A 20,670-nucleotide genomic window follows, 5' to 3' on the forward strand; every position below is an offset into this window, starting at 1 on the left:
ATTTGGTGATATACTTATCTCTGTATGGCCGATGATTCGGCCTATTTCTTTTCGCAACGGCCACGGCAAAGTTGCGTGAATTATGGAGATTGCACAATGTCTAGTATGGCTGTACCGCAGGTTGCGGCAGAGCAACTGCTTGTCAATATGCGCATTCCGCCTTGCCCCCGAGTGGTCACTGCGCTGATTAATGAAAGTCATGAAGAATTCCCGGACTTCGACAAACTGGATAAACTCATTTCCGGCGACGTCGGTTTAGCTAGCGCTGTCCTTAAAACGGCCAATTCCCCGTATTACGGCTTGTCTCGTAAGGCATCGGCCGTGAAGCAGGCGATGACCATTCTTGGCTCACGTACGGTGATTCAAATTGTGACCATGCTGGCCTTGCGTAACGCATTCCCTGCCAACAATATGCTGGAGCGCTTCTGGGACCGCTCGACCTACCATGCCATTGCTTGCGCCCGCATCGCCCGCTACCTGAGCTTGATGCAAGCCGATATCGCATTCACGTTCGGCTTGTTCAATGACTGCGGTATTCCCATCATGTTTACCTGGTTCGAGAACTACAAGGACGTCTTGGCGCAGGCAAATAAGGCAGTGAAGCCCTTTATCGCGCTGGAAAACGATATGTTCGGCACCAACCACGCTATCGTCGGCGCGGCGTTGGCGCAGGAATGGCACCTTCCTGAAAATATCTGCGTCGCCATTCGCGAGCACCATTCGGTCGACCCGCTGTATGGCCTGAAGAGTGATGTAGACCCGCAAGGCAAGCTATTGCGGTGCATCTCCATCGTTGCGGACTACATGGTCAACCGGTTCCTCGACGTAGAGCAGGAGACGGAGTGGAAGTTGCATGGCCCGGCCGCGCTTCATCAACTCGGCACCAGCGAAGCTGACCTTGATTTTATCTACTCCTACGTTTGCGATGAGCTGCGTGAGGCTCAATCCTACCGAGGCTAGATATACAGTTCCATGGCCAACCAAAATCTGAAGTTCCTGGTGGTGGATGATTTCGCCACCATGCGCCGTATCGTCCGTACCTTATTGAAGGAATCGGGATACAGCAATGTCGAAGAGGCTGAAGACGGCGCGGTAGCTCTGGCAAGGCTTCAATCGGGCAACTTCGATTTCGTCGTGACAGATTGGAATATGCCGAACATGGACGGCATCACGCTCCTTCGAAATATTCGCGCCGATGCCAAGCTGAAGCATCTCCCTGTGCTGATGGTGACCGCAGAGGCAAAGAAGGAAAACGTCATCGCGGCAGCCCAAGCAGGTGCTTCTGGCTACATCATCAAGCCATTCACGAAGGCGACCCTCCTCGAAAAGCTCGAAAAGGTCTTTGCCAAGCACGGCCTCGCTACCGTGGCATGATTTGGCTGTTGGGCGTCTGGCTTCTGTTTGCATCAAACGCGCAAGCAGCGGCAATCAAAGGCGACGACCCGGCAATTTTCATTGCCTATAAAGCCAGTGTTGTCGCCTATCTAAAGCATCAATCCGAAGAAATGGCCAAGGCGTATGCCTGCGTATTGGCCGCAAAAGACTCTGGGCAGGTTGAGCGCTGCGCTGAACCTGTTAACAAAGTACAAGTTCCCTCCCAGGTTAAGGTAGGTAAAAGTCCTGTCGTTCACCATCAAGACCCATAACTAACTTGACCTTCACACATATTTGAAGTATAAATGTCGCTCCTGAAGGGACTTTTTATGGCTTCGAATACAGTTCTTCCGCCGGTATCAGTGCAGGCAATTCTTCGTGTAAAAGACTCATTGCCTGCGCCCACAGTTTGCCCTCATTGTGAGTCACCTGTCCGGCTGGTGAACAATGCCGAGATATACGGTAAACCGTATGGAGACTGGCCATGGGCTTATCTTTGCACGGGGACTCGCTGTCGCGCTTATGTGGGCATGCACCCCAATACAGACATTCCCCTGGGAACCTTGGCGACGGCCGAGATACGTGATGCTCGCAAAAGGGCCAAGAACCTTTTCAATCCGATTTGGCAGGGCGGGAAGATGTCCCGTAGCGCGGCTTATGCCTGGCTGGCCAAGGAAATGAATATTCCAAAGGAGTCCTGCCATTTTGGCTGGTTTGATGTTGCTCAATGCAACACCGCTATCAAGATTCTGACTGCCCGTAAGGGATGAGGGCTATACCGTGAGTGGAATTTAACTCATGGAGGGTTTATGACTGAAGCAGAAATTAACGCAACACCGGTTGGGCTGCGGCTCGAAGTAAGCAATTTGATGGTGCGCTATAACCTTCCTCATGATGAGGCGCTGGCTCAGGCGAAGGAAAACCTTGAGACACGTCGGCAGTTGTGGTTGACCAGCACTATCGACCCGCTGGCCAAGAAGCATGGAACTACCCGGGAAGTAATCCTCTCGGTCCTATTCTTCGACAACACCGTTGGAATAACCACGGATAAGGCCTATTGGGCTGATGCGAATGCTTTCGCAGCCACAACCATGGCTGAGGTCGGTTTTAAGCCGGAAAATCTGGGCAAGCAGATTCAGTAACACATTACGAAACTCACATCCCCGGCTTGCCGGGGATTTTTGTTTTCCTGCCTATACATCCAGGTAGGAAACAACCCATCGTCAATACAAAATAGAGGAAACAAAATGTCTCAATACAATGTTGCACTGTCCCTGAATATCAACACCGAACTCTCCGACAAGGAGGTTGGGGCGCTGGTCACCATGATGCTCCAATTGGGGGCCACTAAGGCAGGGGAACTGGTCCGTGTGGCTGAAAATGCCACCAATCCGGATTCCCTGGCGTACGACCCGAAGGCATTGGCGGCGAGTCCCGACTTGCTGGCGATTGCGGATAGCGGGTTTGCGGTGCAGGCGGTGAACAACTATGTCAGCCCCTATGCGCCCAACACGCTCGTCATTATCGGCACGAACGCCGACGGCAAGGTGGTCATTCAGGGGAGCCGTTCCAGTGAAGATGCCAACAAGGACTTCTTCATCATGGATTCGGCCCTGGAGCTGTCTCAAGCCGTTGAGCTGCGGAACGTTGACTTCGACGAGCACAAGATTGGCGGTCTGTTGGTCCGGCCGGCAACCCGTGGCGCGCGTCATCAGGTTATGCGTAAGGCGCTGGCAAGCTTGGCGGCCGTAGGCGACGTTTACACCGACGCCTATGAGGCCGAGGGATTCGTTAAAGCCGCGGAGAATCTTGGGGTGTTAGCCCTGGAACTCGCAGCTGAGGACGAAACCATGGAGCAGGGCATGTTGCATTGCAATGGTGCTTGCGTGGAAATTGTCGACGTCCGTGCTGACGGCTCATTTGAGGTGAAGGGCGTTAAATTCACCCCGGATGATAAATGGACCGTTTTTGTAAAATCGCATAACGCCGAATACCCTGTCACGATGTACGATTGTGAGCAGGATATTTTCGGGGTACTGACTGACGCCAAGCAGTTCTACAACAACTGCCTGACGCAGGCCAAAACGCACTAAGTCTCACAACCCGCCGCTTTTTGGCGGGTTTTTCTTTGCACTAGAGCGCGGCCGCCGCGATAAACCGGTCGGACAACTTGTAGAAGACCTGCTGCTCCACTTGGGCAACCGCAAAGTAGTCCAGCACCTGGACCTTTCCGGCGCCGGGCAGGACCTTGCCCTGCTTCAAGTCGACTAACGCATCACGCAAAGTCTCAGGGTCATTTTCAACCACCGCGAGAAGGTTTGCCATAGGCACCACCGGCGCATCACCAATCGCAACAGGCTTTGCCAACTCCAATAAAACTCGCTCACTAAAGCCAGTCACACCCAAATCCGACACAATCTTTCGATTCATAGGACCTCCTTGCGTAAGAAATTGTTAACCATGCTAGCACCAGCAAATTGCAAAATCAAACAATTTATGCAGCAAAAGCATACACTTATTGACAAAATAACATAATAGTGATATATTTAAAGCTCAACAAGGACAAACTCCAATGAAAATCTATCTGGTAGGCGGCGCAGTGCGTGATGCCCTGATGGGGCTCCCAATGAAGGACTACGATTACGTTGTGGTGGGGAGTTCTCCGGCTGAGATGGTGGCTAAAGGCTACAAGCAGGTCGGTGCGGACTTTCCGGTATTCCTTCATCCGTATACCGGCGATGAATACGCCTTGGCCCGAACGGAACGGAAAACGGGTGCCGGCTACCATGGGTTTTCAGTCTATGCTGCTCCGGATGTAACACTGGAAGACGACCTGTCTCGGCGCGACCTCACTATCAACGCGATGGCGGTGGATGACCGTGACCATATCATCGACCCGTTTGGGGGTCAGGCGGACCTGGCTGCGAAGGTATTGCGCCACGTAGGCCCGGCGTTTGCCGAAGACCCGGTACGCATTCTCCGTGTGGCCAGGTTTGCTGCTCGGTACGACGGCTTCTCGGTGGCTCCAGAAACCATGGCCTTGATGCGCGGCATGGTTGAGGCGGGGGAGGTTGATGCGCTGGTGCCTGAACGCGTATGGCAGGAGTTGTCCCGTGGCTTAATGGAAGCCAAGCCTTCACGTATGCTGGAGGTGCTGTTCGAGTGCGGTGCGCTTCATCGGCTGCTGCCGGAAGTCGCCCGCTTGCATGGTGTCCCACAGCCCTTGGCGCATCATCCTGAAGGCCCTGTGCATATACACAATAATCTGGTGCTCGATTACGCGGCAAAATGCGGTGCCAGCCTTGAGGTTCGGTTTGCCTGTCTGATGCATGACCTCGGCAAAGGGGTGACGCCATCTGAATCATGGCCGTCCCATCCGGACCATGAGGGCCTCGGCTTGCCTTTGGTTGAGGCGGTCTGCGACCGATACAAGGTCCCATCCTCTTGCCGCGAGCTTGCGATGCTGACCTGCCGGTACCACACGCATGTGCACCGGGCTTTGGAGCTTCGGCCGGGCAGCCTGGTGAAGCTGCTATCGAACGGAGACGCCTTCAGGCGTCCAGAGCGGTTCACTGAATTCTTGCAGGCGTGCCGCTGTGATGCGCGCGGCCGGGCGGGCAAGGAGGAGAGCGCCTACCCTCAGTTTGACCTGATGGTTCAGGCCATGACCGCGGCTCGTTCCGTAAATGCGGGCGAAGTTGCGAAAAATACGGAAAACAAAGCATTCATCCCGGAACGTATCCATGAGGCACGGGTGAGCGCGGTAAAAGCCTCAATGAGACAGAACCCTCTTCTCAAGGAAGAACACTTAGTATGACCATACAAAAAATCGAGGCTGGCGCCCTGCATCCCCAAGGAAAGGACGCTGTGTTTCTCTGGCTCTACTGTCTGGATGGACAGCCGTATACGAAGCGCTTACCCAACCAGGTGGCTGGCGGCCAATACCCGATGGTGCTCTCCCTGCTGCGCTGGGATGGTTCCTTTGGCACGATGGGCGGCAAGGTCGACCCGGGCGAGTCGCTTTACGAGGCATTGTGCCGGGAGGCTGTTGAAGAGGCGTCCTTTGAGATTGGCCACGATGACGATGTCCGGCCGCTCGCAACCTATCTGGATGACGAGTGGCACATGCACAGCTATTGTCTGGAGCTGCCCTATAGCCGCCTTGAAGCTGCCCGTGAAAGTGCCTCGATGGTTGGCCGCTCGCCTGAGGTGGCGGGGGCCGTGATTGTGCCGGCGTTCAATTATCCCGCCCGTATGAATGGCGCGCCGCGTGGACGGGACGCATTCCTGACCATGAACTTCTTCTCGACCTCCAAGGTTGAGCTGAATGAGCTTTTCGGACGCATGCAGAGTCAGGAGCTTGCTTGTGGCTGAAAAACAAACCACTGGGTTCAATCATAACGACGATATCGACGAATTCCTTGCGTACCTTTATCGACCATCCCCGAAGCCCTCCCTGGATAGAAGCCAATTTTGGCATTCAGTGGTAAATCCAAACGAGGTTTTCTTTAGCACTGAGCACTCTGGAAAGTGGTGTATCTTCCGAGGCCCCGCCGAAATTGATGATGCCTGGGACAAAATTGTTGAATCGGTAAAAGCCGGTCGACTGTCCCATGCCAAGGTTTCTACGGCACTGGGCCGGGCAATGTATGGCGACCGCCAAGTCATCTGTGTGTATACCCAAAATTGGACTGACCTGGATGAGTTGATGGAGGCGCGCGATGTGCTGCGCGAACTGGGATTCACTGAGCAGCTTGGATACAAGCGCGACATCGATACCAAGAATAGGGTCTACGGCGAAAATGAGTTTTATCTCCATGCGTAACATTACCCATTACGTTATCGGTCTGATGTTCTCTCCTGACAGCACTAAGCTCGTCGGCATTCTCAAGCATCGCCCCTCGTTCCTTGCAGGGTTGCTCAATGGTGTTGGTGGCCACGTGGAAGAAGGCGAATCTCCTGCTTCAGCAGTTCGCCGTGAATTCGAAGAGGAAACCGGTGTGGTCACCAGGGAAGAGGATTGGAAATTCTTCCATACCCTAAGTGGGCCGACCTATGTCATGCATTGTTTTTACATGCACTCTGACAAGTACATGGAGGCTAGGACAACAACTGATGAGCCCATTGTTGTTATCGACCTCAGAGCGGCTCCACATGCTGCCTGGGCGCCAGACATGGTCTCCTTAATTCAGCTCGCAAACAAGCATACTCAGGTAGCCTAAGTACACACCACCCGGCTCTCATAACGGGGTTTTTATTTCACTGACGCTATACCTACTTAGGGATTTTTTAACTAAGGAGGATATATGTTAAGTGATGAGCAGATTGCAGAAGTAACTGCCGAAATGGTGCCAAAAGGAACGCCTGTTCGATTCCAGATTGGCGGCCAAACCATCAACATCATGACCGGTGAAAAGCAGGCCAAGGGTATCAACGTGATGTATCAGATTTTTTACTGGAACTTCACGAAAGAGACTTCCAGCAAGATTGCCCAGTGGGTCGGTGCCGTTCCTGTTTTCAGCGAGGGCTAAAGCATGTTGCCTCGACTGAAAAAGCAATTCTTGGCCAAGCTTGCGACGTTTGGGCTTGAAGACAACATCATTGTGGCCAAGGTAAGGAAATCGAAGCCTGGTCGCGTTGCCTACTACTGCGGCATGTCGCAGTTCCGCAATAAGCCGCGGCTGGTTATCGACGTTGAAGCCATCGCAGCGGAATACGTGAGCGCGGCGCTCATCGAAGAAGAGGTCCTGATGTCGATTAGCCATGAATATGGTCATTGCATCGCGGAGTGTATTCGGGAGACGCCTAGGATTTCGCGCGGCGGCGACGTATTTATCGGCCTGCCGGACTGGAAACCGGTGTTTGATTCGGATGAGGAGTATTTCGCAGAAGACTTTGCTCGCTTCATGGTGACCTATGACGCGCGGCAAGAGCCTTTCTGGGATGACTTCATGCCGAAGTACATCGCTGAGTTCAAACGTATCTACATGGAAGCCTGACTCAAAGCGTCTCCACCTTGGGGGCGCTTTTCTATACAGAGCAGGTAAACAACAAATGAGAGGAAAATTATGAACTGCAGCTCCCCTATTGCCGACCATAAATCTGTCTGCCGAGCCTTGGCGCCAGACGGTTGGTCCTACACCGGGTTTGACAATGGGCGCTATCTGTTCCAGACCGGCAGTTATGCGAATGGCTTCAAGGAAATGCGCTGCCTGGAAGAAGACCTGACACGCGAAAACTTGAACTTGATGGTCAAGCTTAACGTTACACGGAACTGAGCGGTACCCCTATGGCCATCACAATCAACGGAAAAACCATCATCGGCGGAACACATGTCGTGGCCATCAACGGTCGCATCATCGTTGATGGTGAGGATGTCACCGAGAAGGTCTCGAAAACAGGCTACCTCGATGTCCGCACTGGCTCAACTAAAGCGCCTGGCGTCCTCTCTGCTATTGCACGAGCATTCAAACTTTAAAGAAACACTCACCCCACGGGATTCCCTGTGGGGTTTCTTCCGCGCGCGCCTATACCCCATTAGGAATATTTCTTAATGAGGAAAACTATAATGCGTCTTCTTAACATGAATGATTTGGGATATCTGCGTCGGACCAAGCTGAAGGGGCACCAGTGCATCGGTAAAGGGTCCTTTTGCTCTGTCTTTGCGGAGCATGAGAACAGTTCCAAGGTGACGAAGGTGACCACGGATAGGTTGAGTTACTACATGCTTACCGATGGCTTCTGGGCGTCTGTCCGAGAGTCCGTTGGCATCGCATTCCCCGAGGTCATTGAGGACCATGGGGGTGTGGGGGTTAGCCGCGGCCTGGACGTGTATATGGTGGATGTCGAGCGGTTGATGCCTATCGCAACCACTGAGAACCGCCGGGCGGTACGTCGCATTTCCAAGGAATATGAAGTCTTCTTGCGCAAATACCCGAATAAGTATCGCAGGATGTCGGACCGGTTAAATTTTGCCAGTATCGACTTTTGCCAAAAGAAGTCTGAGCAGGAGGACGAGCCCTATCAAGAGGTGTTCGATGCTTTGCTTGATTTCGTCAGCAACTTCGGCGGCGCGCTTGACCTTACGCCGTCAAATTTCATGCAACGGGCTGATGGCTCGCTTGTTTGGAATGACGTTGTCTTCGATGCTAAAACCTATCTGCAGTAACTCCTCAAGCCTGGCTTACATGCCAGGCTTTTTCATCAGCGCATTGATTAACAAGCGTAGTTACCGAGCGGGAAGATTAAGCGTGAAACCCGAGGCGATGTGTTGAATTATTCCCGAACGGGAATATTTTCATTTTATTCCTTATAGGGAATATCGGCCACTTATACCTTGGAAGGTATATTTTTAGTCCCGCGCATATGGCTCAAATACCACTCCATCGCATGGTCTGGATGGCCGAGGCTTCCAGTAATCCGGCGGCGGGCATTCATGGCGCCGCACTGGCGCAAAGTGATGGGGATAGCGCCTGCGGCAATAGCGAGGCTACGCTTCGAAAGGGAGATGTCGTAGTGGCTGCCGCTAGTCTTTTCCGGAGACTGCCACCATTCCCGGCGCATGCCGATGGTTGCCGCCATCGCATGCAATTCTTCATCAGTATCCGCAATCATGTGGCACATCACCATCCCACGGTACTTGGCCCGCATGTCATCAACATACACTGGCATTACGACTCCACCAATTCATAGCCGAACCCGGCAATGCTGCCCACGCAACTCAACAGCACGGCAGACCCGCCATCCAGCGGATACATGCCATAGTAATAGTCATCGCTCCCATGAACCACCCCAAAGAAGATGTGTTCTTTGCCGTCGCTGTCGCGGAATTTCTTATTGATGAGCGGCTCGACCTCCTTGACGATGGCTCGCCAGTTGCCTTTGCAGATACATCCGTCGTCAGCTTCCGCAGGCTGGTGCGCGGCCGGCGGCTCGAAAAATTCAAGGTTGTAATGCTCGCACAGGGAGATGAAATCGGCCTGGCTGAAGACCGTGATGTAGCTAGTACCCCGGGAACATACCGACCAGCACTCCTGATAGCCTTTGGACATGTATTGAGTGCGCGCCACGTCACGTGTGTCGATGTCACGCACCCGGTAATCCAGGATGCACACGACACTGCTGCGCCGGGCCAGTGCAGCGAGGCGGGCATAGTCCTTGGAGCCTCGGTAATCAGGGAGGTCATAGGCCAGGGCAATGGTTGGGTTTGTCACTTGGAATCCTTTTCGTGAGCCAGTTCATTCGGCGCAACCATCTGGTGCATCCAATGCTTGTCAGTGGTGACGTGGTTGTCTCGCACCCACTTGGCTATCGATTTATTAAAGTCGTCGTAATGGAAGGCGCCGGCAAGGCGCACAACCAAGCCCTCATCGTGGGCCGTATCCAGTTTTTTAGCCTCCCGCTCGACGAGCGCGTCGGAATACACCCCGCGAAACAGTTCCGGAACAGGTGCGACGCCCAGCAATTCGAAGATTTCCAGGGAGTCGTCCCAGCTCAGGGCGATGTTCTGCTCCGTCCAAACCGAGAACCCCATGAAGTAGGAGGGTAGGTCGGTATAGTGAATCGAATGCGTTGCATACAGGTTTTCACCGCAGATGCGCCATCCATCCGGAATCTCATGCGCAATGGAGGCATGGAATCGCGCCACCCAATCCCTGGTCGGATGATGAGGGCTGCTCAGCGACCGGGCATGGAAGCCATCCCGGTATAACGTTGTATTTTCCCCATCCATCTTCTTGGTGCCTACGACATCCTTCCCTTGGAAATGCAGGGTGGAGCGCAGCTTCTTGTCGTCAGATGTGACGCCAGGCGAAAATGGGAAATGGTATGTCCGCCCATACTTGATGCGCATGACGGTTGCCCTTCAGTTGAATAATAGTAATATACCTTTTGTTAGCTGTTTCGTCAAGTAATAACGGCCACCCTAAGGCAGCCGTTTGAGTTATTATTCCAACAGGTAAATGTTAAGTGACTTCGCAAGCGCTCGCGCATCGGATTTAGATTCAGTCCAAGGCTGGACCAAGTCTTTATCTTCTTCGTCCACAATCCGCCAGGCATTCACAAACCAGCCGCGCTTCAGGTTGTAGCGCTCATGCCGGCCTTTTACCAGCTTCCCGACCTTCTCGTAGCCCTTGAGGCTGGGCTTGAAGGTGACAAGAAGGTTGGCGTCCTGGTTACGCACCTGCATCAGCAATGCAGCTTCCTCTTTCGAGGTCCCCGCTGGAATTTTATGAGTGCTCCAGTAGGTATGCAGTGCCAAGCGCCACTTGCGCCCATGCCGGTTCGCGAAAACATTAACTGCATTGATTTGCTCGATATTTAACATGATATGTCCTTTTATTAAAAATGTTCCCTTTGGGGTATAGCGCTTTCGGCCTATACACCTCCAGGACATGTCGTCTTTTTTAGGAGGAAATATGCTCACATCGATTGAATTGCAATTAAAGAAGTCGCTGCAGGCCCTGCGCGATGAATATGCAACACTCCAACGTAGTCTGGTTCGCCGGGATATCGCTGTACCGTATGATGTTCGTGCGAAGCGAACAGCCATTCAGAAAACACTGAAGCTGTTGGTTCCGCTCCATCGCTATCTGCATCACTATCTCCAGCCAAACCAGTATGCCGAAACCCGCATCTATTGGGGCGGACGCTACGAGCAGCAGTACGAGATGGTTTACGCTGCATTACGGTACCAGCATCGTCTCAGGTGCAGTGCACCTCTGTTTGTACCAGAGGTGCTGAATGTACCGATGGCTAGCCTTGGGGGTAAGGGGAGGCTGCTTCCGGGACCATCTCTCATGAAACTGTGGCAGGACCTTGCAGGGGAGGAGGTTCAACAGCGTCAGCTTCGCAATGAGCTGGTGCGTGAGCTGAAGCAATCCCTACAGCCCGAACAGATTCGTATGCTGCAGGCGCTCACCAAGATGGATTCTTCCATCCTGGCGACGTCGTTTGTTTAGGAGGAATGATGAATATCGAATCACAACCGAAAGCTCACTTGTTCGGACCGCCCGCACCGCATATCGCCTTTTGGTATGGTGAATGCTACCTCGGGGAGGTTCGAGGACATCCGTCAAAGGTCGATGAGGCTCGATGGAGGGTGCAACAAACAATCGAAATGCTCGAACCTGGTCCAGATGGAAGAGCTAAGGTGGCCATGCTTTGCTATGGGGCCAGAACCGTTCTCTACCCGTATGGATTTGCGAGGAATTAGTGCATTCTCAAAGCCCAGTTTTACTGGGCTTTTTCTTTACCGCCCAGCATGGATACTCGAGCAGGTTTATGCGGATTGGGTACTGCTTGACAAATTATGTATTCTGCGATAAGATAAGACCATCAACTATAAAAATAGGTGGTCGAATGAAGCTCACTGGTCGCAGGGAACACAATCGTAGTCGTAGTGTGGTCCGGTTGGTTGTTGAGTCATCCAGGGACGATAGATGGGGGCTGTATCGGGATACGGCGCCTGCTGATGGGGATATTCCTCAGGATTACAGCTACTACGAGCCGGTCTATCCCAGGGTTCCCCGGCACCGCAGCGTCTCCAAAACCGTCGAGCGGTTGAGCCGAAATAAGATTCAAGCCCGGCTGTACTCGGCAGGCATTCCATCTGAGTTGGCCGCAAATCTGGCGAAGACAATCCGCAATCCGCTAAGGCAGCTTGCAATTAAGGGCTCTCCCGATGATGACTACTTTGGTGAGTACGTCCTTGGTTGGAATAAGAGCAAGCTTAAGCAACTGCTGGGTAAGCGGCTCTTCAAGCGCGTAACGCGCGGCGTCCGTGAATTCTTTTATGTGCTGGATGAATACGGCGCATTTGCTGACCAGCATTTCACAGAAGCCATGCTACATTTAACGAAAGCGCCCATCAAATTCACCGTGGAAGGCCCGGTTGAATTTAATCTCGTGCGGCAGGCTTAAATCAATTTGCTATACAAAAGACCAGCGCATTTCCGCGCTGGCAATCAATCATCAAAAAGAGGAAACAACATGCGTCAAGTTAAAGCCAAAATTCTGGACCAACGTCTCAAGGATGACCCCTCCCTGCTGCCGACCTACGCGAATCCTGGCGACGCCGGCATGGACCTGCGTGCATGTATCACGGAGCCGCTGACCATCGAGCCGGGTGATGTTGTGCTGGTGCCCACGGGCTTGGCGATTTACATCGAAGACCCGACCCTGGTTGGCCTCATCCTGCCTCGCTCCGGCCTCGGCCACAAGCAAGGTCTCGTGCTCGGCAACGGTACCGGTGTCATCGATGCTCCCTACCAGGGTCAGCTGCAGGTGTCGGTCTGGAATCGCAGCAAGAAGGCTTTCACCATTCAGCCGCTCGACCGCATCGCGCAGTACGTGGTGATGCCGGTGGTTCATGTCGAACTCGCAGTCGTCGATGAATTCGAAGCCAGTGCCCGCGGTGAAGGTGGTTTTGGCAGCTCAGGCCATCAGTAATTCTTAAGCAACAAGTCGTTCTCACAAAGCCCAGCAGTGCTGGGCTTTTTTATTGGCGAGACAAAAAGACTAAGGCCGGAGATAAATCCCCGGCCTTGAGACGGCAGTTACGCCAAAACACGACGCATCATCGAAGTGGCTTGTGCAGAACCTGACAGCAAAGCCTGATGAAGCTCACATGCATAGCGGAAACCGAACTTCAGTTCCGCACGCGCATACAACTTACGCAAGGTATCGCTTTTACTAGCCATGGCTTTCTCCGGTTGGTTTCAGGGGTGACACCGGAGACAACTCAAGCAATTGGCTCGGATGTCACCCCTAAAGAGAAATGGAAAGCCATGGCGCATCGATTTGAAGCGAAAGTGGCAAAATGTACCTAAAGCAGTATAGGCGTAAATTGACGTTTTATGTGTTTTATGGTATATTTTGTCATCTTCAATTCTCGCCCACCGGCCAAAGAAGTCCTATGTCCCTGCTTTCATCCGTTAAGGCGTTTGTTTCCCGGAACAAACGCATGTTCATCGAGGTTCTGGTAGTCGCTCTGGTTGGAACGGCGGCAGGCTCTTACCTCAATTACCTTGAAAGCTCCGAGGAAGCATCAATGCTGGCCTCGGTGAAGGCTGAAGCCAAGACGGGCAAGACCGTGACGGCAGAAAAGGCACTTCGAACACATCCCGACTTCTGGTTGAAGAAGACTTTCACGGTGTCTGATTATTTGGCTATGCTGGATGCAGGCAAACTCACCATCATCGGCTTGCCGGATGCCTCCGCCTTTAAATCTGCGCGACCGCTGATTTACCTTGTCACTAGCTCAGGCGAGCTCGGTAATGTCCCGGATACATGGAAGGGCAGTCTGACTGAGCGCTCCATGGCCAATCACCCGGCCGGTCAGAGAATTGTTGCGGTGGGCACGATATCGCCAGCCGAGGGCATCAGTTTTGGTGAAATCATGCGCATCCTGGTCGATGTGCTCATTGCTGCGGCCATCCTGGTCTCCCTGAAGGATATGCTGCCTGGCGGCGGCGGAAAGTTCTCACCAACGCGCGATGTATCGACCCGATTTTCAGATGTGATTGGCGCTGCGGACGCCAAGGCCGCTTTGCAGGATGTTGTGAACTACCTCAAGGACCCTGAGGCTTATTCTCGCGTGGGAGCGACACCAAGCCGCGGCGTACTGATGTCGGGCCCTCCTGGAACCGGTAAGACGCTGCTGGCCAAGGCATTGGCCGGGGAATGCGGTGTTTCCTTCATCGCCTGTTCCGGCGCCGACTTCTCCAGCAAGTTTTTCGGCGTCGGCATTACCATGGTGAAGTCCTTGTTTGCCCGTGCTCGTAAGGAAGGTGCCGCCATCATCTTTATTGACGAAATCGACGGTATTGGCCGCCGGTCGTCGAATGAGTCCACTGGCCAGGCGGAGCAGAATCGCATCATCAACCAGTTTCTGATTGAGCTGGATGGCTTCAATGCTTCCGAACGCATCATTGTGATTGGCGCGACCAACTTCGTCGACAATATTGACCCCGCGCTTATTCGTGAAGGTCGCTTCGACCGTAAAATCGAGTTGCGCCTGCCCGATGTCGTCGAGCGTGAACAGCTGCTGCGCTATTACAGCCGGAAGCTCACTGTCAGCCCGGATATCGACTTTGCTCAATTAGCCCGGTTGACGTTGGGTCTGTCGCCGGCTGCGGTTGCTGCGCTGGTGAATCAAGGTGCACTCCGTGCGGCACGGGCTGGAAGTTCGGTGGTATCTATGCAGCATCTTACCGATGCGGTCGAGACTACGCATCTTGGCGAAGTCAGCGGCGCCATGATGTCCGAGGATGAGCGCTACAAGACCGCTGTGCATGAAGCGGGGCATGCGCTGCTCTCCGTCATCCGCAAGTCCGGAAACGTGGAGAAGGTCACCATCATCCCCCGCACCAATGCACTGGGCGTGACGTTCATCAGCCATGAGGACTCCGTCAAGCTCGAGACCAAGACCTCTCTCAACCATCACATCGACGTTCTGCTGGCAGGTCGGGCTGCTGAACAGCTTGTGTTTGGGGAGTCCAGTAATGGCGCGGGTAGCGACCTCCATCGAGCAACCGCCATCGCCACCGACATGTTGAACAAGTTTGGGTTTGGCTCCGGCCTCGCTGTGGTCACGAAAGACTACCTGACCCCGGAAAACCATATCAAGGAACTCAATGAGCTCCTGGCGACGCGTTACAAGGAAACCTGTCAGGTGCTAGAACAGCACATGAGCAGCCTGAAAGCGGTTGCGTCATTGTTGATGCGCGATGAAACGGTGGATGGCGCCATCATCAAGGCAATGGTGGGGCATACCGAACTTCACTCTGAAGCATAACTGCCAGCGGCATAAGCCGCCTGCTTCTTCCTATACGGCAGGGTAGTAGGTCAAAATTTCAATTAGGAGGATTCATGAAGAAGCAGATTCATATTTTCGGTGGCGGCACATTGCAACATGTTCGTAGCCATCTGGCGTTGTGCGCTCCTGCGTATGGCAATACGGCAAGACTTCTGGCGCAAGCTTTTGAAGAATCGCGGCCAGGGCAGGTTGGTTTGCATCTTACCAAGATGGCCGACCCGGCTTCAAACATGGTCACCAATGATGATGTGGCGGCGCGCGTCGCCAAGGTGCTGGATGATGAACGCACGACGGCGATTATTTTTAACGTCGCCCTGTGTGATTTTTCTGGCCAGATTGCTGATGAGCCTTCGGGCAAGTATGCATCACGCTTGAAGTCGAGGAATGGTGAGGAAGTAATGCACCTGACCCCGGTACCCAAGCTGTTGTCTGCCATCAAGGTCATTCGCCCCGATATCACCTTGGTCGGCTTTAAGACCACGGCGGGCGCATCACTGGAAGAGCAGCGTGATTTGGCGTGGGCGCAGATTAAGGAGTCGAAGGCTGACTATGTTTTCGCCAACGATACGGTGACGCGCGTGAATCAATTGGCGCGTGCAGTCGGCGCGACAGAGCGTGCGGCACGTGAAGTGCTTTTGGCCAAGCTGGTTTCTTCTCTGGAGGGCCTGCTATGACAACAGTCTTTGTGGACGGCGCCGTCGGTACCGTTGGGCGTGCCATCGAGCCATATTTGGCAGACATGGTGCGTGACCGTCTGATTGCCTCGTATGTGACTTTGCCTGAGGATGCCCGCAAGGATGAATCGACAAGGCGCGCTGCGATGGCGGAGGCGGACATTATCGTGCTTTGCCTTCCTGACGATGTTGCAAGAAGCGCGGCCCTCATGGCGCGGGCAGTCAATCCAAAGGCGCGTATTCTCGATGCTAGCGCAGCCCACCGGTGCGACAAGACCTGGGTCTACGGACTCGAGGGAATTGTTACGTCGGAGGCAATTGCGCTCGCGAGGTTCGTGGCCAATCCGGGATGCTTTGCAACTGCCAGCGTCTTGGCTGCCGCACCGCTTGCTGCACTGTTCGGTCGAACCCTGCCCATGTCTTTTCATGGCATCACGGGTTACTCGGCAGCCGGTAATAAGGGCGCTGCATCCGCGGCTCCTTACCTGGCTCAGTTCGGCCTGCCTCACCGGCACCTTCCGGAAATCGCAAAGTATGGCAATGTACTGCCGACGCTGACGACCCTGGTTGGGAATTGGTACAAGGGCATGCTGGTGCAATCGGTCGTGGACTTGCCTCAGGCTAAGGTTCTTGAGTGCTATCAAGCCTTCTATGCGGGCAAGAGCGGCATTCGAGTTGTCAGTGCTGAAGAAGTCGACTACAGATTAGACCCGCAAGCGTGCAACGATACGAATGATGTTCTTATCGCGGTCGGCAATAATCCAAGCGGTATGGCTTCTGTGGCGGTGGTGTTGGACAACCTTGGCAAGGGCTCCGCAGGTAATGCGGCGAATTCCATCAGACTCATGGTGGAAGCATGACGCCCGAACGATGGGAGTCCCCGCTGAAGCTGCAACTTGTCCCAACGGTAGACTCACTTTCATTCCTGACTATGCCGCAAGGCACCACTGGCTTACCTCTTTCACCCCATCCAGGGGCATTTGGGGTTCGCCGGCGGTTTCACACGCATGAAGGGGTAGACCTTTATGCGCCTGAGGGGACGGAAGTGTTTGCCGTTGAGGCTGGGGAGGTGATTGCGGTCCGCCAGTTTACCGGCCCGGAATTAGGCCATGACTGGTGGCTTCCAACCTATGGTGTTTGGATAGAAGGGGCGTCCGGTGTCGTGCTGTATGGCGAAATCGAGCCTCATCTGGCGGTTGGCCAGCAGGTTATGGCCGGTGAGCGTGTTGGAACGGTCCTCCGGGTCCTTAAAGAGGATAAGGGGCGCCCAACCAGCATGCTGCACCTGGAATTGCGGGATAGCGGTAATACAGCTGACATTGAGTGGCTTGACAACGAAAATCGCCCGGCTGGATTGCTCGACCCTACACCGTACTTGTTGGATGGCGTGGTCAATAATCAGCTAAATCAGTGAAAATCTCTACTCCCGTATCAATTTGATGCGGGAGTTTTTCATCCACACCTAAGCGAGCCCCATACCTTTTGCGGCTTTTTCAGCGCAAACCTCACTCACCCCTCCAGGGAATGGATTCGCGCTAACCCACTGCACCTTTTCATTTCACCGCTAATGGCTTGCTGCCTGACTTGGCTATACCAAGGGTAGGGCAGAAATTCATTCAATACCATTTCGGAGGAAATAATGCATTTTGATAAGTGTTTAACCAAGCTCCTGGACGCGGCGGCTCGGCATAGTGAAGATTCTGGCAATCCAGGTGACACGCTGTCAGACGTAAAGGCCATGCTGAAAAGCGCTTGGGACCTCATGGCTGTCAGTCAGAAGCGGCGATTCATCGAAAGCGAAGCAGTAACCGATGTGATGACCGCTGGCGGCCGAGGCAAACTGACCGTTGAGTCGCAACTCAACATCATCAACACCACGGTGGATAACCTCGGCGAGGTTATCAGCCTCGAGGGCTATGAAATCAAGGAAGGGGACTTCGGTTTCTATTGGGAAACTGAGGAGATGGCCAGCGAAGATTTTCCGGATAAGGATGACGCAATCTTAGCGGCACATGCCCACCTGACCGGCACGACCAAGTAATATCTTAATCAAGCACCAAGAAAGGAAATAAACATGCTGCAATTTAACGAAATGCTGGAAAAACTGCTGAAGGCTGCGGATGCCCATGGCGAAGATTCCGGCGAGCCGGACCACACGGTGGGCGATTTGCAAGACCTGCTGCGTAAGGCCTGGAGCTTGATGTCGCTCAGCCAAAAGCTGGAGCTGATGCAAAGCGACGAGGTCGATAACGTGGTCGAATGCGGCGCGCAGGACGAGTTTGAAGCTGAAGACTTGGTGATGCAGATGCGTGACCAGTATGTCGACGTAAAACGCCGCCTGGAAGCACACGGGTTCAGTTTTGTTGAAAATGAACTCGGCACCAAGTGGGAAACTACGGCAGAAATCAGTATGGACTATCCAACTTGTTTTGACGCGGTAGAAGCGGCTCACAAGGAAATGGCAGAAGTCCTGTAACCACTCGAACGGCCCATCCTTGGGCCGTTTTTCATTTATAGAGGCTGGCGGGCGACCATCAGCTTCAAACCTAGGCTCATCAGGGCCTTGTGCCAGAAGGGCATGCTGGTGGGCACCGTGCGCCACATCCTTGCCAGGAAGGCTTCCTTGGAGGAGGGGGCGTGACTTGCTTCCGTAAGCGGGCCGAATCCGGCCACCCCTGTTTTAAATGAAACCTCGTCGAAGCGGCCCATGCTATCGAGCTCGTACCAGGTCACGTCAGCGAACGAGTTGGGATGAGGTGCCATCAATTCACACAACTTGTTTGCGTAGGCCGAAAAGCCATTGGTGACGGAGACACCCTTATTGTTAGGGCCGTCCGCGATGAGCGCAACGCGCTTAGTACCATATCGATAGACCATCGCCCTGACACCAGCCGTCTCTTCAGCGACCAACATCACCGGCGCGCCAATATGCGGGCACTCAAACCCGAACTGCAACATCTCACCCTTCAAAACCGACATAAATCACCTCCAATAACGGTCGCCACTATACCCGCACTCGCTTTTGCAGTTCAACTTGAAACTTTTGCATACGAACTTGAAAGTCTTGCCGTAGCTGGGCCAAGAGCGCCCTCGACCGCGGCAACACAACTCATTGTGCTTCGAGTTATGTTGCAATAATTCTGAGGAGTTTGAAGTTGAATTGCAAAGATTGGCCTACATCGAGCAAATCGGATGTTGCGGTTATTACGTTTCTATGCTATATTTGTTTTTTCTGAGGAGGGGATGATGCTGATAAAGAAGAAGGCCGCCAAGGTTATCACCGACGCCACTGCGCAATTAGGCAAATTACGGCCATTCTTGAATAAGGACTGTAAAAAGCACATAGAGAAACTCGAGAGGCTTGCGGCCTCTCTAAGTACCTCAATTATGGATGAGCAGCTGCAGCCTGCGGAAGTGTCCGCCGAAACGCCTATCACCAAAGCTATGTACAAAGAAGGTCTAGCTGCGGCCAATGAGGCAAATTTGAACCTTACCTTTTCTGACCTAGCCGTTATCTATAAGGCCATGGCCGGCGCTGCGCCGAAGCCGACAAAAGCCTAGAAGTCCTTGAACCACTCCGGGTGGGCTGTCTTGTCCACTTCGATAATATGCTCCACTGAACTGAGGAATGTCTCCGCCGGCAGTACGCTGCGCGGGGTTCCGGTCATGATGGCGGGCCGAAGCATTCCGTTGTCCGCGTCATTGGCGCGGTAGACCATAATGATGATGTGCAGCGGGGACAACTTTGCTTCTAGGGCATTGGTGAGGCTGTTTGTCGTCGAAGCATAGAGGCTCAGCAACAATCCCAGCCGAACACTGTCTTCCTCGCCTGGATAGCCAGAAGTTTTATAAGTCTGCGCATCCGAGGCGACGGTATACGCCAAGGCGCCACGAAGTTCAGGCCATAACTTTGGGTTGTTCCTGGCGATAGCGCGAATGGTGGCGAACTTATCCTCTGGTATCGTGCATACCCAGCCCCATTCGGTCGCATAGTCCCAGACGTAGAAGTACATCGAGGGAACATCGATAATCGATTCCTCGAAGTAACCCGCCTGCCAGCCATTTTCCTCCAGCGTCCTGGCTTGATGCAGGACGGAAGGGTTGGTCACATCTTTTAGCAGTTCATCCAGGTAGCTCATACCAGTTCCTCCAAGTGACCCAATTGAAATAACGCCATCTGCCAATACTCGTAGCTATCGGGGAGAGTTCGCTCGATGCGCGCCATAAAGGCTTCATTGCTCGAGGGCGAGTGAGGTGGTTCGTGTAGGGGCCTGAATTCGGCGACGCAGCCTGTGACCGACACTTCATCAAAGCGGCCGGTTGAGTCGAGCTCATACCATATCCACTGGGACGGTCCGGGGCTAAATCGATTGAGCTCTCGCCGTAAAGCTTCGGCATAGGCGCCGAAACCATTCGTCGCCGAGACGCCACGATTCTGCGGGCCATCGGCGAGGAGGATGATTCTGGAGTCCTGGTTGGAATAGACCCAGGCATGAATGCCCGAGCCATCGACAGCTTCTTGGATTTGGATGGGCGCGCCGATATAGGCGCACTGAAGGATGAGGTGCTGCATTGTGGCCATGCTATCCCCTTCTACAGATGAGAAACACTACCTTATTGTTGTCCTGCGCACGAAAACTTACTCAATTATGTCCAGGAACGGGAGCCACTATACGCCGGGTTTTGTAAGGCATCAAGTATGATAATGTGTATTATCATACTTGTATTATTGGCAGATTTCCCCGTATAGGCCATCTGTATAAGCATATTTGGCCGGCGATAGATGGCAAACAATTAAATCTGTCG

34 protein-coding genes are annotated in these 20,670 nt (G+C 53.5%); 25 read left to right on the forward strand and 9 right to left on the reverse strand.

Features of this window, described 5'->3' with window-relative positions; genetic code table 11:
* Window positions 1-96: 96 nt before the first annotated feature.
* From NMK_RS10175 to NMK_RS10200, 6 genes are all read left to right on the forward strand, one after another.
* The gene (locus tag NMK_RS10175; RefSeq protein WP_181376237.1) at window positions 97-960 is read left to right on the forward strand and encodes an HDOD domain-containing protein; all 864 of its coding nucleotides are present in this window, start codon (window positions 97-99) and stop codon (window positions 958-960) included.
* A 12-nt stretch (window positions 961-972) separates the two neighbouring features.
* On the forward strand, window positions 973-1,374 hold the full coding sequence (gene cheY, locus NMK_RS10180) for a chemotaxis response regulator CheY (protein ID WP_109015644.1): 402 nt from the start codon (window positions 973-975) through the stop codon (window positions 1,372-1,374).
* Window positions 1,371-1,646 (forward strand): hypothetical protein, encoded by a 276-nt coding sequence (locus NMK_RS10185; RefSeq protein WP_109015645.1) that lies wholly within the window; start codon window positions 1,371-1,373, stop codon window positions 1,644-1,646. The genes cheY and NMK_RS10185 overlap by 4 nt, the downstream gene beginning before the upstream one ends.
* A gap of 33 nt (window positions 1,647-1,679) precedes the next feature.
* Window positions 1,680-2,144 carry a zinc-finger-containing protein gene (locus NMK_RS10190; protein WP_109015646.1) on the forward strand — a complete coding sequence of 155 codons (465 nt, stop codon included), beginning with the start codon at window positions 1,680-1,682 and terminating at the stop codon, window positions 2,142-2,144.
* A 39-nt stretch (window positions 2,145-2,183) separates the two neighbouring features.
* Window positions 2,184-2,516 (forward strand): hypothetical protein, encoded by a 333-nt coding sequence (locus tag NMK_RS10195; protein ID WP_109015647.1) that lies wholly within the window; start codon window positions 2,184-2,186, stop codon window positions 2,514-2,516.
* A gap of 105 nt (window positions 2,517-2,621) precedes the next feature.
* Window positions 2,622-3,467 carry a hypothetical protein gene (locus NMK_RS10200; protein ID WP_109015648.1) on the forward strand — a complete coding sequence of 282 codons (846 nt, stop codon included), beginning with the start codon at window positions 2,622-2,624 and terminating at the stop codon, window positions 3,465-3,467.
* 40 nt (window positions 3,468-3,507) lie between these two features.
* Here the strand turns inward: NMK_RS10200 and NMK_RS10205 are convergent, their stop codons facing one another.
* Window positions 3,508-3,804 carry a hypothetical protein gene (locus NMK_RS10205; RefSeq protein WP_109015649.1) on the reverse strand — a complete coding sequence of 99 codons (297 nt, stop codon included), beginning with the start codon at window positions 3,802-3,804 and terminating at the stop codon, window positions 3,508-3,510.
* Between the two features lie 142 nt (window positions 3,805-3,946).
* On the opposite strand from NMK_RS10205, the gene NMK_RS10210 reads away from it, so the two are divergent.
* From NMK_RS10210 to NMK_RS10250, 9 genes are all read left to right on the forward strand, one after another.
* Entirely contained in the window at window positions 3,947-5,191 is a 1,245-nt protein-coding gene (locus tag NMK_RS10210; protein WP_109015650.1) for a multifunctional CCA addition/repair protein, read from the forward strand.
* Window positions 5,188-5,748, forward strand: coding sequence for an NUDIX domain-containing protein (locus NMK_RS10215; RefSeq protein WP_109015651.1), 561 nt, complete (start codon window positions 5,188-5,190; stop codon window positions 5,746-5,748). The genes NMK_RS10210 and NMK_RS10215 overlap by 4 nt, the downstream gene beginning before the upstream one ends.
* Window positions 5,741-6,199, forward strand: a complete 459-nt coding sequence (locus NMK_RS10220; protein ID WP_181376238.1) for a putative phosphothreonine lyase domain-containing protein — start codon at window positions 5,741-5,743, stop codon at window positions 6,197-6,199. The genes NMK_RS10215 and NMK_RS10220 overlap by 8 nt, the downstream gene beginning before the upstream one ends.
* Window positions 6,192-6,596, forward strand: a complete 405-nt coding sequence (locus NMK_RS10225; RefSeq protein WP_181376239.1) for an NUDIX hydrolase — start codon at window positions 6,192-6,194, stop codon at window positions 6,594-6,596. Before NMK_RS10220 ends, NMK_RS10225 begins: the two co-directional genes overlap by 8 nt.
* A gap of 84 nt (window positions 6,597-6,680) precedes the next feature.
* Window positions 6,681-6,905 (forward strand): hypothetical protein, encoded by a 225-nt coding sequence (locus tag NMK_RS10230; protein ID WP_109015654.1) that lies wholly within the window; start codon window positions 6,681-6,683, stop codon window positions 6,903-6,905.
* A gap of 3 nt (window positions 6,906-6,908) precedes the next feature.
* Window positions 6,909-7,373 carry a hypothetical protein gene (locus NMK_RS10235; RefSeq protein WP_109015655.1) on the forward strand — a complete coding sequence of 155 codons (465 nt, stop codon included), beginning with the start codon at window positions 6,909-6,911 and terminating at the stop codon, window positions 7,371-7,373.
* A 69-nt stretch (window positions 7,374-7,442) separates the two neighbouring features.
* Entirely contained in the window at window positions 7,443-7,652 is a 210-nt protein-coding gene (locus NMK_RS10240) for a hypothetical protein (protein WP_109015656.1), read from the forward strand.
* 11 nt (window positions 7,653-7,663) lie between these two features.
* Window positions 7,664-7,852, forward strand: a complete 189-nt coding sequence (locus tag NMK_RS10245; protein ID WP_109015657.1) for a hypothetical protein — start codon at window positions 7,664-7,666, stop codon at window positions 7,850-7,852.
* 90 nt (window positions 7,853-7,942) lie between these two features.
* Complete coding sequence (locus NMK_RS10250; protein WP_109015658.1) at window positions 7,943-8,542, forward strand: hypothetical protein; 600 nt, start codon at window positions 7,943-7,945, stop codon at window positions 8,540-8,542.
* A 161-nt stretch (window positions 8,543-8,703) separates the two neighbouring features.
* Here NMK_RS10250 and NMK_RS10255 read toward each other — a convergent pair whose 3' ends face one another.
* The 4 genes from NMK_RS10255 to NMK_RS10270 all read right to left on the reverse strand — a co-directional run bounded on the left by NMK_RS10255 (window position 8,704) and on the right by NMK_RS10270 (window position 10,699).
* Window positions 8,704-9,045 carry a DUF4031 domain-containing protein gene (locus tag NMK_RS10255; protein ID WP_109015659.1) on the reverse strand — a complete coding sequence of 114 codons (342 nt, stop codon included), beginning with the start codon at window positions 9,043-9,045 and terminating at the stop codon, window positions 8,704-8,706.
* Window positions 9,045-9,587, reverse strand: a complete 543-nt coding sequence (locus tag NMK_RS10260) for a hypothetical protein (RefSeq protein ID WP_109015660.1) — start codon at window positions 9,585-9,587, stop codon at window positions 9,045-9,047. The genes NMK_RS10255 and NMK_RS10260 overlap by 1 nt, the downstream gene beginning before the upstream one ends.
* Window positions 9,584-10,225 (reverse strand): RNA ligase family protein, encoded by a 642-nt coding sequence (locus NMK_RS10265; RefSeq protein WP_109015661.1) that lies wholly within the window; start codon window positions 10,223-10,225, stop codon window positions 9,584-9,586. The genes NMK_RS10260 and NMK_RS10265 overlap by 4 nt, the downstream gene beginning before the upstream one ends.
* Before the next feature lie 93 nt (window positions 10,226-10,318).
* A complete protein-coding gene (locus NMK_RS10270; protein WP_109015662.1) occupies window positions 10,319-10,699 on the reverse strand; it encodes a hypothetical protein in 381 nt (126 codons plus the stop codon).
* A 91-nt stretch (window positions 10,700-10,790) separates the two neighbouring features.
* On the opposite strand from NMK_RS10270, the gene NMK_RS10275 reads away from it, so the two are divergent.
* From NMK_RS10275 to dut, 3 genes are all read left to right on the forward strand, one after another.
* Window positions 10,791-11,333, forward strand: coding sequence for a hypothetical protein (locus tag NMK_RS10275; protein ID WP_109015663.1), 543 nt, complete (start codon window positions 10,791-10,793; stop codon window positions 11,331-11,333).
* A gap of 400 nt (window positions 11,334-11,733) precedes the next feature.
* Window positions 11,734-12,294 (forward strand): hypothetical protein, encoded by a 561-nt coding sequence (locus NMK_RS10280; RefSeq protein WP_146187173.1) that lies wholly within the window; start codon window positions 11,734-11,736, stop codon window positions 12,292-12,294.
* 69 nt (window positions 12,295-12,363) lie between these two features.
* The gene (dut, locus tag NMK_RS10285) at window positions 12,364-12,822 is read left to right on the forward strand and encodes a dUTP diphosphatase (protein WP_109015665.1); all 459 of its coding nucleotides are present in this window, start codon (window positions 12,364-12,366) and stop codon (window positions 12,820-12,822) included.
* A gap of 107 nt (window positions 12,823-12,929) precedes the next feature.
* Here the strand turns inward: dut and NMK_RS18510 are convergent, their stop codons facing one another.
* Window positions 12,930-13,073, reverse strand: coding sequence for a hypothetical protein (locus NMK_RS18510; RefSeq protein WP_181376240.1), 144 nt, complete (start codon window positions 13,071-13,073; stop codon window positions 12,930-12,932).
* Window positions 13,074-13,336: 263 nt separating this feature from the next.
* Here NMK_RS18510 and NMK_RS10290 point away from each other — a divergent pair, with 263 nt between their 5' ends.
* The 6 genes from NMK_RS10290 to NMK_RS10315 all read left to right on the forward strand — a co-directional run bounded on the left by NMK_RS10290 (window position 13,337) and on the right by NMK_RS10315 (window position 18,340).
* On the forward strand, window positions 13,337-15,169 hold the full coding sequence (locus tag NMK_RS10290) for an AAA family ATPase (RefSeq protein ID WP_181376241.1): 1,833 nt from the start codon (window positions 13,337-13,339) through the stop codon (window positions 15,167-15,169).
* A 74-nt stretch (window positions 15,170-15,243) separates the two neighbouring features.
* Window positions 15,244-15,864: a hypothetical protein gene (locus NMK_RS10295; protein ID WP_109015667.1), complete on the forward strand. Its 621-nt coding sequence runs from the start codon at window positions 15,244-15,246 to the stop codon at window positions 15,862-15,864.
* Entirely contained in the window at window positions 15,861-16,724 is an 864-nt protein-coding gene (locus tag NMK_RS10300; protein ID WP_109015668.1) for an N-acetyl-gamma-glutamyl-phosphate reductase, read from the forward strand. The genes NMK_RS10295 and NMK_RS10300 overlap by 4 nt, the downstream gene beginning before the upstream one ends.
* A complete protein-coding gene (locus tag NMK_RS10305; protein WP_109015669.1) occupies window positions 16,721-17,278 on the forward strand; it encodes a M23 family metallopeptidase in 558 nt (185 codons plus the stop codon). Before NMK_RS10300 ends, NMK_RS10305 begins: the two co-directional genes overlap by 4 nt.
* 225 nt (window positions 17,279-17,503) lie before the next feature.
* The gene (locus NMK_RS10310) at window positions 17,504-17,905 is read left to right on the forward strand and encodes a hypothetical protein (RefSeq protein WP_109015670.1); all 402 of its coding nucleotides are present in this window, start codon (window positions 17,504-17,506) and stop codon (window positions 17,903-17,905) included.
* 33 nt (window positions 17,906-17,938) lie between these two features.
* Complete coding sequence (locus tag NMK_RS10315) at window positions 17,939-18,340, forward strand: hypothetical protein (RefSeq protein WP_109015671.1); 402 nt, start codon at window positions 17,939-17,941, stop codon at window positions 18,338-18,340.
* Window positions 18,341-18,375: 35 nt separating this feature from the next.
* Here the strand turns inward: NMK_RS10315 and NMK_RS10320 are convergent, their stop codons facing one another.
* Window positions 18,376-18,843 carry a hypothetical protein gene (locus tag NMK_RS10320; RefSeq protein WP_109015672.1) on the reverse strand — a complete coding sequence of 156 codons (468 nt, stop codon included), beginning with the start codon at window positions 18,841-18,843 and terminating at the stop codon, window positions 18,376-18,378.
* A 213-nt stretch (window positions 18,844-19,056) separates the two neighbouring features.
* On the opposite strand from NMK_RS10320, the gene NMK_RS10325 reads away from it, so the two are divergent.
* Window positions 19,057-19,425 carry a hypothetical protein gene (locus NMK_RS10325; RefSeq protein WP_109015673.1) on the forward strand — a complete coding sequence of 123 codons (369 nt, stop codon included), beginning with the start codon at window positions 19,057-19,059 and terminating at the stop codon, window positions 19,423-19,425.
* Here the strand turns inward: NMK_RS10325 and NMK_RS10330 are convergent.
* Together NMK_RS10330 and NMK_RS10335 are read right to left on the reverse strand one after the other, a co-directional pair.
* Entirely contained in the window at window positions 19,422-20,003 is a 582-nt protein-coding gene (locus NMK_RS10330) for a hypothetical protein (protein WP_109015674.1), read from the reverse strand. The genes NMK_RS10325 and NMK_RS10330 overlap by 4 nt on opposite strands.
* Window positions 20,000-20,446 carry a hypothetical protein gene (locus NMK_RS10335; RefSeq protein WP_109015675.1) on the reverse strand — a complete coding sequence of 149 codons (447 nt, stop codon included), beginning with the start codon at window positions 20,444-20,446 and terminating at the stop codon, window positions 20,000-20,002. The genes NMK_RS10330 and NMK_RS10335 overlap by 4 nt, the downstream gene beginning before the upstream one ends.
* Window positions 20,447-20,670 lie beyond the last annotated feature (224 nt).

It is taken from the genome of Novimethylophilus kurashikiensis, assembly GCF_003112435.1.
Classification (GTDB): domain Bacteria; phylum Pseudomonadota; class Gammaproteobacteria; order Burkholderiales; family Methylophilaceae; genus Novimethylophilus; species Novimethylophilus kurashikiensis.

Bases quoted from the DNA above. Each gene is read 5' to 3' on its own strand.
- NMK_RS10175 (WP_181376237.1), top strand. From the start codon at position 97: ATGTCTAGTATGGCTGTACCGCAGGTTGCGGCAGAGCAACTGCTTGTC.
- cheY (WP_109015644.1), top strand. From the start codon at position 973: ATGGCCAACCAAAATCTGAAGTTCCTGGTGGTGGATGATTTCGCCACC.
- NMK_RS10185 (WP_109015645.1), top strand. From the start codon at position 1,371: ATGATTTGGCTGTTGGGCGTCTGGCTTCTGTTTGCATCAAACGCGCAA.
- NMK_RS10190 (WP_109015646.1), top strand. From the start codon at position 1,680: ATGTCGCTCCTGAAGGGACTTTTTATGGCTTCGAATACAGTTCTTCCG.
- NMK_RS10195 (WP_109015647.1), top strand. From the start codon at position 2,184: ATGACTGAAGCAGAAATTAACGCAACACCGGTTGGGCTGCGGCTCGAA.
- NMK_RS10200 (WP_109015648.1), top strand. From the start codon at position 2,622: ATGTCTCAATACAATGTTGCACTGTCCCTGAATATCAACACCGAACTC.
- NMK_RS10205 (WP_109015649.1), bottom strand. From the start codon at position 3,804: ATGAATCGAAAGATTGTGTCGGATTTGGGTGTGACTGGCTTTAGTGAG.
- NMK_RS10210 (WP_109015650.1), top strand. From the start codon at position 3,947: ATGAAAATCTATCTGGTAGGCGGCGCAGTGCGTGATGCCCTGATGGGG.
- NMK_RS10215 (WP_109015651.1), top strand. From the start codon at position 5,188: ATGACCATACAAAAAATCGAGGCTGGCGCCCTGCATCCCCAAGGAAAG.
- NMK_RS10225 (WP_181376239.1), top strand. From the start codon at position 6,192: ATGCGTAACATTACCCATTACGTTATCGGTCTGATGTTCTCTCCTGAC.
- NMK_RS10230 (WP_109015654.1), top strand. From the start codon at position 6,681: ATGTTAAGTGATGAGCAGATTGCAGAAGTAACTGCCGAAATGGTGCCA.
- NMK_RS10235 (WP_109015655.1), top strand. From the start codon at position 6,909: ATGTTGCCTCGACTGAAAAAGCAATTCTTGGCCAAGCTTGCGACGTTT.
- NMK_RS10240 (WP_109015656.1), top strand. From the start codon at position 7,443: ATGAACTGCAGCTCCCCTATTGCCGACCATAAATCTGTCTGCCGAGCC.
- NMK_RS10245 (WP_109015657.1), top strand. From the start codon at position 7,664: ATGGCCATCACAATCAACGGAAAAACCATCATCGGCGGAACACATGTC.
- NMK_RS10250 (WP_109015658.1), top strand. From the start codon at position 7,943: ATGCGTCTTCTTAACATGAATGATTTGGGATATCTGCGTCGGACCAAG.
- NMK_RS10255 (WP_109015659.1), bottom strand. From the start codon at position 9,045: ATGCCAGTGTATGTTGATGACATGCGGGCCAAGTACCGTGGGATGGTG.
- NMK_RS10265 (WP_109015661.1), bottom strand. From the start codon at position 10,225: ATGCGCATCAAGTATGGGCGGACATACCATTTCCCATTTTCGCCTGGC.
- NMK_RS10270 (WP_109015662.1), bottom strand. From the start codon at position 10,699: ATGTTAAATATCGAGCAAATCAATGCAGTTAATGTTTTCGCGAACCGG.
- NMK_RS10275 (WP_109015663.1), top strand. From the start codon at position 10,791: ATGCTCACATCGATTGAATTGCAATTAAAGAAGTCGCTGCAGGCCCTG.
- NMK_RS10280 (WP_146187173.1), top strand. From the start codon at position 11,734: ATGAAGCTCACTGGTCGCAGGGAACACAATCGTAGTCGTAGTGTGGTC.
- dut (WP_109015665.1), top strand. From the start codon at position 12,364: ATGCGTCAAGTTAAAGCCAAAATTCTGGACCAACGTCTCAAGGATGAC.
- NMK_RS18510 (WP_181376240.1), bottom strand. From the start codon at position 13,073: ATGGCTAGTAAAAGCGATACCTTGCGTAAGTTGTATGCGCGTGCGGAA.
- NMK_RS10290 (WP_181376241.1), top strand. From the start codon at position 13,337: ATGTTCATCGAGGTTCTGGTAGTCGCTCTGGTTGGAACGGCGGCAGGC.
- NMK_RS10295 (WP_109015667.1), top strand. From the start codon at position 15,244: ATGAAGAAGCAGATTCATATTTTCGGTGGCGGCACATTGCAACATGTT.
- NMK_RS10300 (WP_109015668.1), top strand. From the start codon at position 15,861: ATGACAACAGTCTTTGTGGACGGCGCCGTCGGTACCGTTGGGCGTGCC.
- NMK_RS10305 (WP_109015669.1), top strand. From the start codon at position 16,721: ATGACGCCCGAACGATGGGAGTCCCCGCTGAAGCTGCAACTTGTCCCA.
- NMK_RS10310 (WP_109015670.1), top strand. From the start codon at position 17,504: ATGCATTTTGATAAGTGTTTAACCAAGCTCCTGGACGCGGCGGCTCGG.
- NMK_RS10315 (WP_109015671.1), top strand. From the start codon at position 17,939: ATGCTGCAATTTAACGAAATGCTGGAAAAACTGCTGAAGGCTGCGGAT.
- NMK_RS10320 (WP_109015672.1), bottom strand. From the start codon at position 18,843: ATGTCGGTTTTGAAGGGTGAGATGTTGCAGTTCGGGTTTGAGTGCCCG.
- NMK_RS10325 (WP_109015673.1), top strand. From the start codon at position 19,057: ATGTTGCGGTTATTACGTTTCTATGCTATATTTGTTTTTTCTGAGGAG.
- NMK_RS10330 (WP_109015674.1), bottom strand. From the start codon at position 20,003: ATGAGCTACCTGGATGAACTGCTAAAAGATGTGACCAACCCTTCCGTC.
- NMK_RS10335 (WP_109015675.1), bottom strand. From the start codon at position 20,446: ATGGCCACAATGCAGCACCTCATCCTTCAGTGCGCCTATATCGGCGCG.